The sequence below is a fragment of the Streptococcus rubneri genome (genome assembly GCF_004785935.1).
In the GTDB taxonomy this organism is placed as follows: Bacteria; Bacillota; Bacilli; order Lactobacillales; family Streptococcaceae; genus Streptococcus; species Streptococcus rubneri.
Genome location: NZ_SRRP01000002.1, coordinates 1 through 16,948, shown reverse-complemented (window position 1 = coordinate 16,948; position 16,948 = coordinate 1). Strand labels below are relative to the sequence as shown.

The 16,948-nt window shown below is 38.4% G+C and carries 13 protein-coding genes, 12 tRNA genes and 1 rRNA gene; 4 read left to right on the top strand and 22 right to left on the bottom strand.

The features are described 5' to 3' along the window. Positions 1-10: 10 nt before the first annotated feature. Positions 11-1,291: a glycoside hydrolase family 125 protein gene (locus tag E5S68_RS08275; protein WP_135783134.1), complete on the bottom strand. Its 1,281-nt coding sequence runs from the start codon at positions 1,289-1,291 to the stop codon at positions 11-13. 197 nt (positions 1,292-1,488) lie between these two features. On the opposite strand from E5S68_RS08275, the gene E5S68_RS08270 reads away from it, so the two are divergent. Then, complete coding sequence (locus tag E5S68_RS08270; RefSeq protein WP_135783133.1) at positions 1,489-3,567, top strand: GH92 family glycosyl hydrolase; 2,079 nt, start codon at positions 1,489-1,491, stop codon at positions 3,565-3,567. Between the two features lie 53 nt (positions 3,568-3,620). Here the strand turns inward: E5S68_RS08270 and E5S68_RS08265 are convergent, their stop codons facing one another. From E5S68_RS08265 to E5S68_RS08245, 5 genes are all read right to left on the bottom strand, one after another. Next, entirely contained in the window at positions 3,621-4,166 is a 546-nt protein-coding gene (locus E5S68_RS08265) for a DUF6287 domain-containing protein (protein WP_135783132.1), read from the bottom strand. A gap of 113 nt (positions 4,167-4,279) precedes the next feature. Beyond that, a complete protein-coding gene (locus tag E5S68_RS08260) occupies positions 4,280-5,779 on the bottom strand; it encodes a zinc ABC transporter substrate-binding protein AdcA (RefSeq protein ID WP_135783131.1) in 1,500 nt (499 codons plus the stop codon). An 8-nt stretch (positions 5,780-5,787) separates the two neighbouring features. Continuing rightward, a complete protein-coding gene (locus E5S68_RS08255) occupies positions 5,788-6,591 on the bottom strand; it encodes a metal ABC transporter permease (protein WP_125374845.1) in 804 nt (267 codons plus the stop codon). After that, positions 6,584-7,288 (bottom strand): metal ABC transporter ATP-binding protein, encoded by a 705-nt coding sequence (locus E5S68_RS08250; RefSeq protein WP_135783130.1) that lies wholly within the window; start codon positions 7,286-7,288, stop codon positions 6,584-6,586. Before E5S68_RS08250 ends, E5S68_RS08255 begins: the two co-directional genes overlap by 8 nt. Further along, positions 7,288-7,725: a zinc-dependent MarR family transcriptional regulator gene (locus E5S68_RS08245; RefSeq protein ID WP_135783129.1), complete on the bottom strand. Its 438-nt coding sequence runs from the start codon at positions 7,723-7,725 to the stop codon at positions 7,288-7,290. The genes E5S68_RS08250 and E5S68_RS08245 overlap by 1 nt, the downstream gene beginning before the upstream one ends. A 622-nt stretch (positions 7,726-8,347) precedes the next feature. On the opposite strand from E5S68_RS08245, the gene E5S68_RS08240 reads away from it, so the two are divergent. The 3 genes from E5S68_RS08240 (at position 8,348) to E5S68_RS08230 (ending at position 11,735) form a co-directional block, all read left to right on the top strand. Then, positions 8,348-9,604, top strand: coding sequence for an MFS transporter (locus E5S68_RS08240; protein WP_135783398.1), 1,257 nt, complete (start codon positions 8,348-8,350; stop codon positions 9,602-9,604). Between the two features lie 65 nt (positions 9,605-9,669). After that, positions 9,670-10,401, top strand: a complete 732-nt coding sequence (locus tag E5S68_RS08235) for an ABC transporter ATP-binding protein (protein ID WP_135783128.1) — start codon at positions 9,670-9,672, stop codon at positions 10,399-10,401. Positions 10,402-10,418: 17 nt separating this feature from the next. Next, positions 10,419-11,735, top strand: coding sequence for a beta-carotene 15,15'-monooxygenase (locus E5S68_RS08230; protein WP_135783127.1), 1,317 nt, complete (start codon positions 10,419-10,421; stop codon positions 11,733-11,735). 552 nt (positions 11,736-12,287) lie between these two features. On the opposite strand, the gene E5S68_RS08225 is transcribed toward E5S68_RS08230, so the two are convergent. From E5S68_RS08225 to rrf, 16 genes are all read right to left on the bottom strand, one after another. Further along, positions 12,288-13,862: an ATP-binding cassette domain-containing protein gene (locus E5S68_RS08225; RefSeq protein WP_135783126.1), complete on the bottom strand. Its 1,575-nt coding sequence runs from the start codon at positions 13,860-13,862 to the stop codon at positions 12,288-12,290. 202 nt (positions 13,863-14,064) lie between these two features. Further along, entirely contained in the window at positions 14,065-14,682 is a 618-nt protein-coding gene (locus E5S68_RS08220; RefSeq protein ID WP_135783125.1) for a tetratricopeptide repeat protein, read from the bottom strand. Positions 14,683-14,845: 163 nt separating this feature from the next. Beyond that, entirely contained in the window at positions 14,846-15,292 is a 447-nt protein-coding gene (locus E5S68_RS08215; RefSeq protein WP_118058156.1) for a helix-turn-helix transcriptional regulator, read from the bottom strand. Between the two features lie 388 nt (positions 15,293-15,680). After that, positions 15,681-15,764 (bottom strand) — tRNA-Leu (locus tag E5S68_RS08210). Positions 15,765-15,773: 9 nt separating this feature from the next. After that, a tRNA-Gln gene (locus E5S68_RS08205) sits at positions 15,774-15,845 on the bottom strand. A gap of 18 nt (positions 15,846-15,863) precedes the next feature. After that, positions 15,864-15,936, bottom strand: a tRNA-His gene (locus tag E5S68_RS08200). A gap of 12 nt (positions 15,937-15,948) precedes the next feature. Further along, positions 15,949-16,019 (bottom strand) — tRNA-Trp (locus tag E5S68_RS08195). A gap of 6 nt (positions 16,020-16,025) precedes the next feature. After that, positions 16,026-16,106 (bottom strand) — tRNA-Tyr (locus E5S68_RS08190). 15 nt (positions 16,107-16,121) lie between these two features. Further along, positions 16,122-16,194, bottom strand: a tRNA-Phe gene (locus E5S68_RS08185). A 5-nt stretch (positions 16,195-16,199) separates the two neighbouring features. Then, positions 16,200-16,273 (bottom strand) — tRNA-Met (locus tag E5S68_RS08180). Between the two features lie 9 nt (positions 16,274-16,282). Beyond that, positions 16,283-16,372, bottom strand: a tRNA-Ser gene (locus tag E5S68_RS08175). A 9-nt stretch (positions 16,373-16,381) separates the two neighbouring features. Then, positions 16,382-16,453: transfer RNA gene (locus E5S68_RS08170), tRNA-Glu, on the bottom strand. A gap of 13 nt (positions 16,454-16,466) precedes the next feature. Beyond that, positions 16,467-16,540, bottom strand: a tRNA-Ile gene (locus E5S68_RS08165). A gap of 34 nt (positions 16,541-16,574) precedes the next feature. Continuing rightward, positions 16,575-16,645: transfer RNA gene (locus E5S68_RS08160), tRNA-Gly, on the bottom strand. 8 nt (positions 16,646-16,653) lie between these two features. Continuing rightward, positions 16,654-16,726, bottom strand: a tRNA-Val gene (locus E5S68_RS08155). 129 nt (positions 16,727-16,855) lie between these two features. Then, positions 16,856-16,948, bottom strand: a 5S ribosomal RNA gene (gene rrf, locus E5S68_RS08150); the annotation flags it as partial.

Here is a 16,948-nt window from a genome sequence, read left to right as displayed (position 1 = left end):
CTAAGGCTCATTAGCGAATATCTAGGTAATCCAAGACTAATTCGCAGAACATCATGTTGGCCCAAGAGAACCATTCGCGCGAGTATTTAGTCGGATCATCTACGTGGAAGCTTTCGTGCATGACACCCGTACCACCATCACAAGCAACCAACTGATCCAGCAAGAATTTCTTCTCAGCTTTATCTGTAGCTGTTAAACCTTGGATCGACAGGGCAATCGGCCAGATATAACGATAGAAGGTATGAGAGCTTCCGAGACCGCTAGCGTATTCTCCTTGGTAGAAGTAGGGATTTTCAGGACTGAGAATGGTGCGACGAGTTGCTTGATACACTTCGTCATTGACATCACAGTAACCAAGATAGGGAGCAGCTAACAAACTTGGTACGTTAGGGTCATCCATGATGCTAGCATTTCCTAGACCGTCTACTTCAAAGGCATAGATCTTCTCGCCCTTGCTGTTAGTCGTGTAGGCGTAATTTTCGATCCCTTCTTGAATCTCAGCCTGCAGACGTTTGGCATCAGCAATCATGCTTTCACTATCAGCCAGATTCAATGTAGCAAAGATTTCTTGGACATAACCTAAGACAACGACCGCAAACATATTTGACGGAATTAAGTAGCTATACTGACAGCAGTCATCGCTTGGACGGAAGGCTGACCAGGTCATGCCTGTCACAGCAAAGTCAGGGCCAAAACCATCATTTACCAAAGTGTCTTCCTTACGGTCGGTATCACGAACAAAGCGGTAAGGAGAATTCTTGTGGTCTTGTTCCACTGTCCAGAGATGAAGGATCTCCTTGGTCGCTGTGACAAAGGTTTCATCAAATTGGCTAGTTTCACCAGTTTCTTTCCAAAGGAGATAAGCCAACTGCAAGGGGTAGCAAAGCGAATCCACTTCATACTTGCGTTCCCAAATCCAGCCATTGAGATCTGTATGGTCTGTTTCGTGGTGACCCTTCCAGTTCTCTTCAATATTGAAGGAATTAGCATAGGGATCCTTGAGGATCAATGTCATCTGACGTTTGACCAGACCTGCAATGGTCTGACGCAAGAGAGGATCTCTTTTAGCCACATGAAGATAAGGTCTCAATTGAGCCGTTGAGTCACGCAACCACATAGCTGGGATATCTCCCGTCAGTACAAAAGTTGAGCCATCTTCTAAGATTTCAACTGTATTGTCTAAAGTGTCTGTATAGCAACGCTCAAAGACATCCACCCATTCAGGGTAATCCTTAGCACGTTCTGCTACTTGATCCAACCATTCTCTAACGATTTCTTTTGAATAGGTCATTTGTTTTCCTCACACTCGTCGATTCTTTCCTATTCAGTATAAAAGATTTCAAAGGGGAAATACATACGCAAATTATAGCCCTTTTTCTACAAACTTTTCTAGTTTTGAAAAAGGCTTTCCGATTTGAGTAGCTTCTGCTAAAATAAAGAAAGAAAGAAAAGGGCTTGAAGACTCTAGTATGAAACAGGAGGTCCCGTATGAAGACCGATATTACTCGCATTGATACCCGCTTAGGAACAGACAATCACTCAGCTTATTCCAACGGCAACACCCTCCCTTACACAGGAGTTCCTTTCGGGATGAATTATTTTCTCCCACAGACGACACATGAACAGGGTGCTTGGTTTTTCAACCCCAACCTTCCAATCTTTCAAGGCATTCGCTTGACCCATCAGCCTAGCCCTTGGATTGGGGATTTTTCTTGGTGTCTCCTTACCCCACTAACAGACATTCCGAGTCAAGAAGACCTCTATTTTAGACAGAGCAGTTACCGGATCCAAGAAGCTATCTTTCAGCCCCATTATTTAGCCCTCACCTCAGAGCGCTATCAAATCCACTCAGAGGTGACGCCAAGCCTTTATGGAGCCTTCCTTCGCTTTAAAGGGCCGTCTACACTAGCGCTTGCCTTGCACTGTCCCAATGGACTAACTGAGGTGAAATTCGGAGAAACGGATCTTCACTTCCACATCTTAGACCAAAATCATACAGACCAACAAGACTTTCCTTTCTATCTTCATGTCGAATTCGACCAAGCTATCACTCGAACTCACTGGCTGGGTCAAGATTTGATCCTAGAGTTTGACAGCCCCACTCTGGAAGCTCGATTAGGCACTTCCTTTATTAACTCTGAGTTGGCCAAATCTCACCTCCCTAAAGCTAGCTTTGAAGAGATAAAAGAAGAAGCCAGCCACCAGTGGCAAGAGCTAATGGACCGATTTGAAATTTTAGATACAGGTGGAGAGGATCGAACCTTTTTCGATCACTGTCTCTACCGTAGTCTGCTCTTTCCTCAGACTTGTTATGAAGTGACCCCTGAGGGGAAAGCAGTCCATCGCGACTTCGCTCACAACCGCATTCAAGAAGGAAAATACTTCATGAATTTGGGCTTCTGGGATCTCTTTCGGACCACCTTCCCTCTTTATAGCCTAGTCTATCCAGAACTCTATCAGGAACTTCTCGAAGGCTTCCTTAGCCATTACCGGGACACGGGCTTCCTTCCTAAATGGCTAGCACCGGACGAAAGAGGCATGATGCCAGGGACACTCATTGACGGGGTCATTGCAGATGCTATCCAAAAAGGTCTGGCTTCCAGCCTTCAGACGGAACTTTTTGAAGCCATGCTAGATACAGCTAGGAAAGAAGATCCAAAGGGTCATTACGGTCGACGAGGAGCTAAAGAATACAAGAAGTTAGGCTATCTATCCACCGACTATCACGAAAGTGTGAGTCATACCATCGACTTCTCCTATAGCGATTTTTGTATCGCCCAAACAGCCCAGCTACTTGGCAAAAATGAACTGGCCAAAGAGTATGCTCAATCCAGTCTTTCCTACCGAACCCTCTTTGATCCCGAAACAGGTTATATTCGGGCCAAAGATAAGGAGGGCCATTTCAGACCAGACTTCTCACCCATCAGTTGGGGACGCGACTATGCAGAGTGCTCTGCCATTCAAGCAACTTTAGGTGCCCTTCACGACATCGAGGGCCTCAAGCAACTTTTTGGTGGTGAAGAAGGCTTCACCCACTATTTAACTCGACTAGCCACTCAAGCACCGCATTATGAGGTGACGGGCTATGGCTACGAAATTCATGAAATGAGTGAGATGGCCCAAGCTCCTTTTGGGCAAATTGCCATTTCGAACCAACCGAGTTTCCACATCCCCTATCTCTTTCGCTATAGCCAACACCCGGAATACACTAGCGTCCTGATCCAAGCCCTTCGCAAGGAAGCCTTCCAACCGACCTTCCAGGCCTATCCAGGAGATGAAGATAATGGCAGTCTATCTTCTTGGTATATCTGGTCGGTTTTGGGACTCTATCCGACTTGTCCAGGCAAGCCAGTCTATGACCTAGGAATCCCCCTCTTCAAACACCTGCGCCTCTATCTCCCTCAAGAGAAAAAATGGCTGCATATCCATAGCACAGCCCACACAGCCCAGGCACACTTTCTTCAAGATGTTTCCCTTGATGGAAAAAGAATCGACAGAGTGAGGCACCAAGATCTCTTAAAAGCAGAGAAGTTAGACTTCCACCTTTCTTGGCTCCCTAAAATCTAAAAAAGAATGAAGAGTAGGACACTCTTCATTCTTTTTCATTACTCATATACTAGCTAGTCCCCGACCTTATAGAGGAAAGAACCTTGTTCCGTAAAACTGTACATTCCAGTTCCGGTCCAGAGACGGTCCTTGCTAGCATCAGAATCATCATGGAAGACGACCTCTCCATTTTCGTCCGTTTGATCATCAATCGTAAGCCCAGCAGGGATGAATTCCATCAGAAATCCACCTGTGATTCCTCCGTAGACTCCTCCTGAAACAGTTCCATAATCCGTCAAGGAGAGACCGTAAGACTCATATTCGTTAGAGACCAAACCATTTTGATCGAAGACTAGTTTATTTCCCTTATCATCTTGCCAGACACCAGCTACACTACTATAATCCCCTTGAGCGATTGCTTCAATATCCATCTTTGTTTTTTCTTTCTTATCACTAGAGCTCTCAACTTTCTTTGTTTCACTAGTAGCTGCGCTATCCTTCGATTGACGAACTGTACTTTCTTTACTTTCAGATCCTGTCTCCTGCTTTTTATCACCACAGGCTCCAAGGAAAAACAGTAGAGCAGAAAGCAACAATAGCAAACGATACTTTTTCATCATGAATCTCCCCACATTCAATCTATTCTATAAGCCTTATTTTATCCTTTTTCTAGCAAATTGACAAGTTTCTGTTACTATCAAAAAAGGAACCAGCTGGTTCCTTCTCTATTTGATTAATGGGCTAACATTTCCTGTGCAATTTCAAATCCTGTCAAGTCACTTGGGTAATAAGTAGGCCAATTTTCTAATTCCTTATAAAGAGCCTCTTGACTTTCCCCACCGAAGAAAATGTGGAAGTGAGCTGCCTTATTAGGAGCAATTTGGTGGTCACTGAATTGAACATACTTGAATTCACCCGCATTTGGATCAGTTGCTTCAAAAAGATAACGCACTCCACGATTCCCTTTTGTATAGGTTAGTGTATGCTTCCCAGCATAGCGGTATTCGAACTTCTTCTCTTCGCCATTCTTATAGAAGGTCATGGTTTTGTCTGTAATGACAATCCGTTCGACATCTGTTTTATAACCTGTGGTGTAGTAGGCTTTATACTCCTCAGCTGTTTTGGACTTAGTTAGTTTAGCTTTGTAGTCAAAGACTTGATCCAAGGTTCCATCTTTTAGATAAGGATACACAGACTGCCAGTCTCCCGCATAGTCTGAAAGAGTTCGGTCCTTAATAGCACTGTCTTCAAAATAGCCATTGGCTACTGTTTTGGTGTCTTCTTCCTCTTCTGGAGCAATTTCTTTTCCGGCTTGAGTCGTTGTTAACTCCAAAGATTTGAGGTTAGCTCCCATGATAGAGATGTAGTCTTCACCATCTTTCATCTGCTCATCTGTCAAGCTCTCTAATGGATTCAAAACAGCTAGATCCACACCGGTTTCAGCAGATAAGGTTTTCGATAAGGATTTAGAAGCATTTTCTTCAAAGTAGATGACCTTGATGTCGTTCTTCTTGATATACTCTGTCAATTCACTCAAACGAGTCGCAGACGGTTCACTATCTGGTGACAAACCTGAAATAGAGACTTGATTCAAGCCATAGTCCAGGGCCAAATAACGGAAAGCTGCGTGTTGAGTGACAAAGTTTTTCTGTTTCGCTGCAGATAAGCTCTTCGTATAGCTGTCATCCAATTTTTTCAACTTGGCAATATAGGCATCTGCATTTGCTGTAAAACTAGCCTTTTTATCTGGGTACTGTTTCACCAGTTGATCACGAATCGTTTCCACCATTTTAATGGCTCTCTGTGGAGAAAGCCAGACATGGGGATCGTACTCATGATGGTGTTCTTCCCCTCCCTCATGGTCATGCTCTTCTTCACCACCTGGTAAAAGAAGCATATTCTCCGTCGCTTTGACAACCTTTGTTTTCTTGCCATCCATTGATTTCAACAACTGAGGCACCCAAGTTTCCATGTTCTCGTTCTCATAGACAAAGACATCTGACTCTTGGATTTTTGCGCGACCCTTGGCAGACAATTCAAAATCATGGGGTTCTGAACCAGAGCCAATCAAGAGCTCCACATCTCCCTCGTCTCCAACGACTTGCTTAGTAAATTCATAGACAGGATAGAAAGTCGTCATGACTTTCAATTTCCCTGACTGATTTTGACCACCACTACAAGCTACTAAAAGAAGACTACAGAAGGCTAACACGAGCCATACAAGTTTTTTCATAAGATCACCTATTTTCTAAATTTAACAAAAAGATTTGAGAGCAAAAAGAAGGATACAAATAAGAGAGTAATGGTCGCACTAACCGGTGTATCCGGGTAATAAGAAAGAATGAGACCACTGACCATCCCCACAAAACCAATGACCACTGCCAGAAGCATAACCGAACGGAAGGTCTTTCCTAGCTTTAAAGCAATACTAGCTGGTAAGACCATAATAGTAGATACCAACAAGGAACCTGCAGCCGGAATCATCAAGGCAATAGCCACCCCTGTCACAATATTAAACAAGATAGACATGAGACGCACGGGTAAACCATCTACATAAGCTGTATCCTCATCAAATGTAAGGATATACATGGGACGAATAAAGAGAATCGTTAAAACTAAAACAATGGCTGCAATGATAAACAAAGCAAGCACTTGCTCATCCGTAATGGTCAAGGTAGAGCCAAATAGGTACTGGTCCAAACTCATGGAACTTTTACCGCCACCCTTCATGATCACCAAAGCCAAGGCTAAGCCGGTCGACATGAGAATCGCTGTCCCAATTTCCATAAAATCTTTATAGACTGTTCGTAAGTACTCTAGAAATACCGCAGCTATGATGACCACAATGACTGTAGAAATAGTTGGAGAGAAACCAAGGAAGAGGCCAAAAGCAACCCCTGATAGAGAGACGTGGCTCAGTGTATCACTCATTAAGCTCTGACGACGCAAAATCAAAAATACACCTAAGATAGGGGAGAAGAGACTCATGGCAACCATCGCTAACAAGGCCCGTTGCATAAAGTCATATTGAAATAAACTAAGCAAGCTCCTCACCTCCATCTTTCTCATGGACATTAAAGCAACGCCATGGAGAATTTTGTTTTCTCACCAAATGGATATTGCGATCGGCAAAATGACTCACTTCTTCAGGATCATGCGTGATCATTAAAACAGCCTTTCCGTGGTGATGGGCACTATGGTGCATCAATTCATAAAACTCATCCTTGCTACCAGCATCCATCCCTGTAGTTGGTTCATCCAACACAAAAATATCTGGATCTGACGCAAACATTCTTGCAATGACAGCCCGTTGCTTCTGACCACCTGATAGAGCTCCTAAAGATTTATCTCGATGCTCTAACATTCCAACAGCCGTTAAACTAGCTAAAATATGTTCCTCATCATGATGATTCAAGTGACGAAACCATCCTTTGCGAGGATAACGACCTGATTTAACAAACTCATAAACAGAACTGGGAAAACCTGCATTGAAGCTAGCAATCTGTTGCGGAAGATAGGCAATACGTAATTTCTTTCCAGCTACATTCTCCTTGGAAATTTCAACAGTTCCCATCTTAGGTTTCAAAATACCAAGACTTGCCTTAATCAAAGTAGATTTGGCTGCACCATTCTCACCAGTCAGCGTCACAAACTCACCACTGTCCAAGTAGTAATTAACTCCCTCAAGAACAGGCTCACGATCATAATAAAAAGAAAGATCTTTAACAGTAATATAACGCATTAACGAAGATCCTCCAATAATCGAGTAAGAAAAGAGGAAATCACAAGTTGTTCATCCTCAGAAAAATTACTTAATACCTGATTATAGACTTCTAAGGTATGGTCGTGATGATGGGAATGTTCTTCAGCAACAGGACGACCTAAATCTGTTAACCGATACAAAACAATACGAGCATCATTCTCATCTTTCAAAGCTTCCAGCATGCCAAAAGAAAGTAATTGTTTAACTGCTTTGGTCACAGCAGCTTGACTGACATTTAGTAATTTAGCAAGCTCAGAATTTGAATAATTGTCCTTTGAAAGTAACATTAAAATATGCTCTTGCGTATTGGTTAAAGAAAAACCACTCGTACAGGAACCAATCAAAACTTCATGCTGATTCTCAGAAATAAGTAAAATAGAATTTAAAAACTCATCAATCTGATTAGCCACTTTCATACGTTTAACCTCACTATTAATCAAAAATACTTTACCGGTTAATTATAACACAGTAAAGGAAAATAGTCAAAGTGTTTTCAGAAAACAATGACAAAAATATTAGTAATAAATTAGTAACTGAACGTTAACAATTTAACGAATAAAAGAAAAAGACAAGGTCCGAAAACCTTGTCTTTAATACTATACCGGCGGCCGGGGTCGAACCGGCACGTCCTAATGGACACTGGATTTTGAGTTCCATTCTTGCATTTTTTAAGTAGCAAGGTATTGATTTAATAGACTTTTGGTGCTTTTGATTTTCACAAAAAAGGGACTTTTTTCATAATTTAGCACCTTTTTAGTAACTCATCTTTCTCTCTTAAATAACTACTTCCATAAACAGTGCGACAATCATTTTATTTATTAGCCGTTAAAATAACACAACTACTAATCTTAAAAATTTACTCTCTTTCTACATTTTTTAATATACTTTTATTAGTATAATTGGTAAAATCTTAATTAAAAAAATTATGATTTATCTAATAATCTGATTACCTTTCAGGTTCATTGAATGGGATTAGATAACCGAATCAATGTTGAAACGAATGGAGGGGTTAATATTAAAAATTTAATAAGTGATCAAATGTCTAATAGACAAATCATCAAAGACTTTATTAGTAGTTTTATTAGTTCTTTAAGTGGAAAAGCTTTTAATTTTGCTTTAGGATTAATGTTACTGGACCAAACAAAATCGGCAATGAGTTTTGGAATCAATATGATCATCTATCCTTTAGTTAGTTTGATTTTCTTGGTTCCAATCGGTAATTTAGTAGACCGATACCGTCATAAAAAGATCTTAACTTATAATTTTATCTTTAGGCTTATAATTTTTCTTCTGTTTTATGCTTTTTATTTTTTAACGAATTCATCTACTATCTTATATCTAGTAATCCCGTTTGTCATACTCCACTCTATTACAGTTAACATAAATGATACTTGTTACTCAGCTTCTATCCACGAGTTAGTAAATGATACAAAAATTCAACGTCTAAGCTCTGTTACACAAACCGCCATCGCTATCGCAACCATGCTTTCTCCAGCTATTGGAGTCATTTTTTATAATTGGTTAGGCTTCTCAGGCTTTATTCTCATAGAAATCATTGCAAATCTCCTTGCTTTAGGTGTCTTACTTACCATGAAATTCTTCTATGAACACGATGGGCAGGAAGCTGAGATCAAACAGAATGAAAACCATCAACACGGGGTTAAAGAAATTATCCGATTTTTAAAAGAAAATCAGATTGTCAAATATATTATTCTTGTCAGTGTTGTACTGAATTTTTTCTATACTTCCATTAGCATTGGAGTACCATTTGTAGTCAAAGAGCAACTCTTTTTAGATAATGCAACAGTAGGTATCTTAGAAACAATGTCTGCAGTTGGAATGTTATTAGCCAGTGTGTCTATGTCGCTACTGCCAGACAAAAAAGAAAACAACACACTTCTCACTAATAGAATTCGCATTCCGCTTTTTCTTCTAACTATCGCTATCATTGGTTTGGGTATTACATTTGCAACTAGTAACACCCAAGTGATTATTTCTTCCGTTGGCGGTTTATTCATGGGAATTATCGCATTTACTCTTGTTATTCTAAATATTGTCGTCATGACCTATCTTCAAAGTAGCATTGAAACAAATTATTTAGGAAGAGTGATGAGCACTTTATTCACACTAAATACGTCTATTATGCCGATAGGTACCATTGTATTTACTTATCTATTTCAAAAGGATATAAACGGAGGTCTGATATTCATATTTGGAGGGACTTCTCTCCTGATCTATACCATGATAATGTTACCTCGAATATATAGAATACTCCAAAAAGAACACATTTATTGATATTGACAGAATTAAAATATTGTATAATTAAATCAAATATGACGCTGGGACCAGGAGGATTTATTATGGTTAATAATCTAGCTGTTAAAGTCACAAATCTTTCAAAAGAATTTTTACTAGGACAAGATAAAACTGTCTCTATTTTGAAAGATGTTTCTTTATCTGTCAATTATGGGGAATTTGTATCAATCCTTGGTGTCAGTGGTTCTGGAAAGTCTACTTTATTAAGTTGTTTATCAAGTTTATCTGAACCAACAAGTGGCGAAGTTGTTATCAATGGTGTGAATCCATACACTTTAAAAGAAGGGAAACTTGCTAAATTTAGAAGGCAAGATATTGCAATTATTTTTCAAAATTATAATCTGGTACCCGCTCTACCTGTTCTAGAAAATGTTACACTTCCTCTGAGACTTTCAGGAAAGAGTGTTGATAGCAATAAAGTTAAAAAAATGTTGGATAGTTTGAATTTTAAAGCAGAACTATCATCATTAGTTTCTACCTTATCAGGTGGAGAACAGCAAAAAGTTGCTATTTCTCGTGCAATAATAGCTGATAGTAAAATTATTTTTGCTGATGAGCCAACAGGAGCTCTGGACAGCGTCTCAAGAAAACTTATTTTTGAAACACTTCGCAATTTAGCGAGTCAAGGAAAATGTGTTTTTATGGTCACTCATGATATTGAGTTGGCTTCAAAAACTGACAGAGCACTCATTTTAAAAGACGGAAAAATATCTCGACAAATTATTAAACCTTCAGCTGATGAGCTCTACCAAGCACTTGAAAGTAGTAAAGATTAATTTGAGGAGGATTTATTATGCTAAAATTAATCATTTACCAATTTCAGTACTCAAAAAGACAATGGTTAGGAACAATACCATTACTATTTGTATCTAGCCTGATTGTTGGAACATCCTTATTTGGTATTGCTAGTGCAATAAAGACTGCTAATATTAACGCTTCACAACTTTTTCAAATGCTAATATTTTTTGGAGGGACTACTCTATTTTTCCTTATTTCAAATAATATAAGACTGTTAATAGATATCTTTAAAAAGGATTACCAGTTATGGGCTATCTTAGGCGCAAGCAGAACTCAGCTATCTTTATTAGTATCTGGACAGTTTTATTTAATGGCAGTGATTGTTAGTAGTATCGGTACAATACTTTCATTTATCATGGCAGATAGTTACTATAAATTTTTACAAAATTTATTAGGAAGAGATGAGTTACCTGATTTAGTTATTACAGCCAACATTCAATCAATTTTATTGAGTGTTTTTATAGTCCCAACAATTGTCGGGATAGGAGCTTACTTTTATTCAAGTCGAATACTTAAAATAGCATCAATATTAAAACCAAAAAAGAAAAAAAGAAAAGTTACAATAACTGGTTTTGTTAACATCTCTGTTAATTTATTCCTATGGTTACTATGTATAGGTTTTATTGTTTCAGCAGGTTTTATCAGAAACAAAGAAATAATTGCAACACAGTCAAGCATAATATTATTTTTATTAATTATTCACATCCTTATTATTCAATCACTATCTCCATCAATTCAAATGTTTCTAATAAAATTTTTAATGAGGATATTTCCAACTGAAAACTATGTAATCAATACAGGCTTTTGGGATCTACTATCCAATCCTAGCTATTTGAAAAGTATACAAACTTCAATGAGCATGGGAGTAACTCTCATTTCTGGGTTTATTCTTTACACCCAAAATATGTATTCATTCATGAATACAGCAAACGGTGTACAAGAAGCAAGAGCTTCCTTTATTGCTTATCTGTCTGCTCCAATTATTCTGATTATTACTAGTTCTATTTCTCTTACAATTTTATCTTCTAATAAAGATATTGAGGACATTAAACAGTTAAAGACACTGGGAGTTTCAAGATTACAACTTTTTAAAATACGTATAGCCGAGGCAATAATACATTCGGTATTAATTTTATTAGTATCAGTAGTTTTCAATTTAATTATTTTAATTCTAGTTAGCTTTATTGGCCAACTTTTAGGCCGTAGTTTAGTAGATATATCAGGTTTCTGGCAACCGAGTCTTATAGTTATTTCTTTGTTAGTTATTTTTTATAGTATTACAAAGGGATTTTATTTATTTCAAGATAGATAAATTGGAATAGTTACTGATTCAAAAAGAACACACTTATTGACATTGAAACAAAAGCAATACTAAAACGAAAAAGACAAGGATAAAACACCTTGTCTTTTTAAAATACTAGCAACTTAGACTAACAATGGGACTTTTTTCATAATTTAGCACCTTTTTAGTAACCTGTTAAAGATACGGATGTATAGTTCTATGAATACATTTTATAAATCTTATAACCTTGATTTAATAGGGGTTTAGGACTTTTGATTCTTGCAAAATAGACTCATTTTTCAAATTTTAGTAACTTTTTGGTAACTCATTTTTCTTCTTCAAATAGTAACCTCAATGCAAAAAAAATAGTGGTGAAGTAGTTTACACTACATCAGATATTATTTAATAATTTTTTGTACAAAAAAGACAATTTCCTTAGTTTGACTATGGTACTCAAATTATTTTTCATCAAATACCTTGATATACCTGATAAATGGTAGAAAAAAGGACTTAGCCCTGTGCAATACGGAACTAAATCCTTAACTTAAATTATTTATCCAACATATTGGGTTCATTACAAAATCAATTCTTTCTTAGTTCAATGACTTGATCATATCGACTTTCATTATCAATATGGTGAGCGATTTCTAACACCATCATCGGTAGTGAGAAAATCAAGTCTCGAACCATCTGGCTATTTTCTACGTCAAGAGCTGCAGTTACCTCATCTGCTAATAAAATATCCTTTTTACGAAGAAGGAAGCGGGCTAGTTCAATCCGGACTCGTTGTCCGCCTGAAATATTTTCTCCGTTATTAGTGATTACAAAATCAAGTCCATCAGTTAGTTCATGGTCGAGTTTGACCTGTCTCAAAACAGTCTCCAATTCTTGATCTGAAAACTCTTGTCCCAAACTAAGATTGTAGCGAACAGTATCATTAAAGAGGAAAGGTTGCTGACTGATGATACCTACCTGACGAATAAAATAACTTGTTTTTGCTCCATCCCTTGTCCGACAAGTAATCGTCCCATCATCCGCCTTTTCTTCCCCTGTGATCATTCGAAAGAGGGTTGATTTCCCACAGCCACTTGGACCTTTGATGAGAACTTTTTCCCCTTGTTGAATGGCTAGATTAAGATCGCGTATAATCTCTCTACCGTTATAAGATTTACTTAAATGAGAAATTTCTACTTCTTCTACTTGTGAGATCGAATGATTGTCCGATTCACTATTATCTGCTCGATTTAAAATCCCGAAAATCTTTTCTGCCGTTGTTTTGGCTCCTTGTACTTCAACCACATCATACATGATATTTTGTATAGGACCTACCAGTTGACCAGCGGCAATATACATTGCAACCAGACTAGCCACTGAAACATGATGACCATGCATGGCAAGGAAGAACCCCAATACCAAGGGGAGTACTTGGCTAAGAAAGACCATGAAACCATTACAAAAGAAAACAATATTATGGGTAAAAGCAAACTTTTGAATGGCTCGTTGATAACGAAGATTGATATTCCAGACGCGCTGAGAATTTTCAGGCAAGGCTTGATTCATCCGCAAGGTTTGAGCCCCTCGAATACTATCAGAGATTTGGTTATGAACAGCTGTTCTTCCCTGAGACATTTCATCCCCTGAATTCTTTAGCTTATTATTCATTAAGAATTGTGGAATGGGACGTAAGATCGTGAAGAAAACAAAGATAGAACCCAATAAAACATTTTGGGCAATGATATAGATCGCCGTAATCAGCGCTCCAAATCCCCAACATGAAATAGACATATAGCGTTCAAAAAAGTTATCTCCTAAAAATTCCATATCCTGTGTCAGCATGGTAATCTTTTCATCTTCACTATATTCTCTGTCTTCCATTAACTTATGAAACAATGCCGTTCGGATATTCATGTGAATTTCACGTCGAAAGACATTATTTGCATGATTACAAAATAACATTAGACTATACAAAGCGAAATAGACAGAAAAACCAAAGAGGGCAAATTTCCAAATAGAAGAATAGGTAAGGTTATTTTGATCTATCGATAATGCTTTGGCAACAACCAAGGGTTGCCCCAAAGCGAGACCCCCATTTGCCAGTGCCCCAATAATGGTTAGGTATTTTGTTTTTTTATCAAGATATTTAAAAATATTAATCATAAATCTCTCCTAAATAATAGAACACTATAATTGAGAAATATCAGATGTAATCATTAAATCTTATTACATATTATTCTTTGTGATATATTTTACATGCTCATTATACATCTAAAAATAAGTCTGGTCAATGAATATTTAAAGAACTTAACTCTAAATAAAAAAAGAGCTCTGCTTATTAACAGAACTCATATCTTTTAAACTTTTAAGGGGCCAATTCTTCAATTTCCTTTATCCCTTCAAACTCTCCAACACTTTCGAAAAGTTCTATAGCTCGTTTGAAATGTCTGTTGGATAACTCCGTATCTTTCAAGGCTAAATAGATTTCACCTAGCCCTCTATAGCTACAAGCTTGAGAAATCACATCATCTGTCTCTAAAGATTGTTCCAATGACAGATTCATGAATGTAAGAGCTTCATCAAGGTTATTTAATTTAAATCTCAAATAGCCTTGTTCGTAGTTATTCACAGCTTTCTTTAGATTATCGTTTGGAAAATACTCTTCAACTATCTTCTCTTCGTCTTCAATGAGTTTTAAAGCATTACGAAAATTCCCCTTCTCTCTGTAGATCATTGCTAATTGATGTAATCCAATGTGCTCATTTTCTTTATTTTTATTTTGTTGAGCTAATAAAATGTATTTCTCAAAGATATGGGTACACGATGCATAGTCTTTTTCTGCCAATAATAAATACCCCATCAGATTTAAAAGGCTAAAATCTGTACAGGTATCAATGGAAAAATCTTGTTCAACCAACTTTTTAGCTTCTGATGTTTTTCCCTCCAGAAACAAGTCCCAAGCTGTATCAAGTTTAGAGACCATCTATTTTCACCTTTCAACTATAAACAACCTTCATAAAATAAAATCACTCAACAATAATATACTAATCTTTACCTATTGAAACTTCTAAATGTTCTTTCTTTAATGGAATTCCGCCAATATTTTAGACACATTTTGGGAGGGAATTTTGAAGACTAGCGTCCTCCTATTTTTCCCAATAAGTTTTAACTTCTTCAAAAATATTATTCAAAAGTTCTGCATCTTTTTCTGACAACTGATTTTTTTCTATAACTCTATCTTTTAGTTCTGTTGCCTTTATTTTATTTCTTGCCACCGAAACTGCTATTGAATGTTTCAAAATATCAAATTCATCCTTTGAAAAATTTGCAATATTGGTAAGATCTAATTGTTCTAGTGGTAAACTACTGATAATTGAATAAGGTTTTTGTCCCAGCAAATAATCTGTAGTAGTCCCAAAGATATTTGCTAATTTCACAACGAATTCTAATCCTGGTTCTAACGTTCCATTCTCCCACCGAGAATATGTCCCTTGTTGAACTCCAATTAATTCCGATATTTGTACTTGAGTTAACTTTTTTGATTTTCTGAGAGTTTTTAACCTCTCTGAAAATTTATAATCCTCTGTATACATAATTCTCCTATAGATATTCTTATTCGTATATTTTAGCTTGACAAAATATTCTAAACGGTATAAAATAGAATTATTCCATAAGGAATATTTATTTTGAGATTAAATATTCCATTGAGAATATTATAGCATAAAAGGAGGTAAAAGCGTATGTAACTAGTAGTCGATTTAAAAAATTTTAATAAAGGAGGTAGGATTCGACAAAATAAAAAATCTTGAAACAAATGTGCCGTTCGTTCCAAGATCAAAACATATTATGTAACAATTATACCACAATTAGCGGATAAATTAGATGATTTGTTATAAAACTAGTAATTTTAAGTAACTCAGCGTTACAAATTCAACAAATAAAAGAAAAAGACAAGGTGCGAAAACCTTGTCTTTAATACTATACCGGCGGCCGGGGTCGAACCGGCACGTCCTAATGGACACTGGATTTTGAGTCCAGCGCGTCTGCCAATTCCGCCACGCCGGCAAAGTATAACTGGGGTAGCTGGATTCGAACCAACGCATGAGGGAGTCAAAGTCCCTTGCCTTACCGCTTGGCTATACCCCAATAATATAAAATAAAATAGGCGAGTGATGGGGATCGAACCCACGCATGCCAGAGCCACAATCTGGTGTGTTAACCACTTCACCACACCCGCCATATTCTTATACACGGGCAGTAGGAATTGAACCCACACTGAAGGTTTTGGAGACCTTAGTTCTACCTTTAAACTATGCCCGTAAAGGATGGAAGGGGAGGGATTCGAACCCCCGAACCCGAAGGAGCGGATTTACAGTCCGCCGCGTTTAGCCTCTTCGCTACCCTTCCGAAATTATTAAATTATGGCGCGAGACGGAATCGAACCGCCGACACATGGAGCTTCAATCCATTGCTCTACCAACTGAGCTACCGAGCCAAATATTGCGGGAGCAGGATTTGAACCTACGACCTTCGGGTTATGAGCCCGACGAGCTACCGAGCTGCTCCATCCCGCGCTACTATTAAGGAGGATGTGGGATTCGAACCCACGCACGCTTTTACACGCCTGACGGTTTTCAAGACCGTTCCCTTCAGCCGGACTTGGGTAATCCTCCAATATAATATAGTCCGTACGGGATTCGAACCCGTGTTACCGCCGTGAAAAGGCGGTGTCTTAACCCCTTGACCAACGGACCATAATTTATAAAATGGGCACGAGTGGACTCGAACCACCGACCTCACGCTTATCAGGCGTGCGCTCTAACCACCTGAGCTACGCGCCCAAGTTCGAAAACTTGGTAATGAACAACTGTTCAAAGCGGGTGACGAGAATCGAACTCGCGACAACAGCTTGGAAGGCTGTAGTTTTACCACTAAACTACACCCGCTTAAAAAATGGGAGTTAACGGGATCGAACCGCTGACCCTCTGCTTGTAAGGCAGATGCTCTCCCAGCTGAGCTAAACTCCCATATGGTCGTTTAACTCACTGGATCCCTGTCGTGCACTGACTTACGTCAGCTGCGACAAAGTCGAACTTACGTTCTCCTTAGCTGAGCTAAACTCCCAAATGAGCCTAGATTCCTCTAGACTCAATCTTGCTAAGCGACTACCATATCTCACAGGGGGCAACCCCCAACTACTTCCGGCGTTCTAGGGCTTAACTGCTGTGTTCGGCATGGGTACAGGTGTA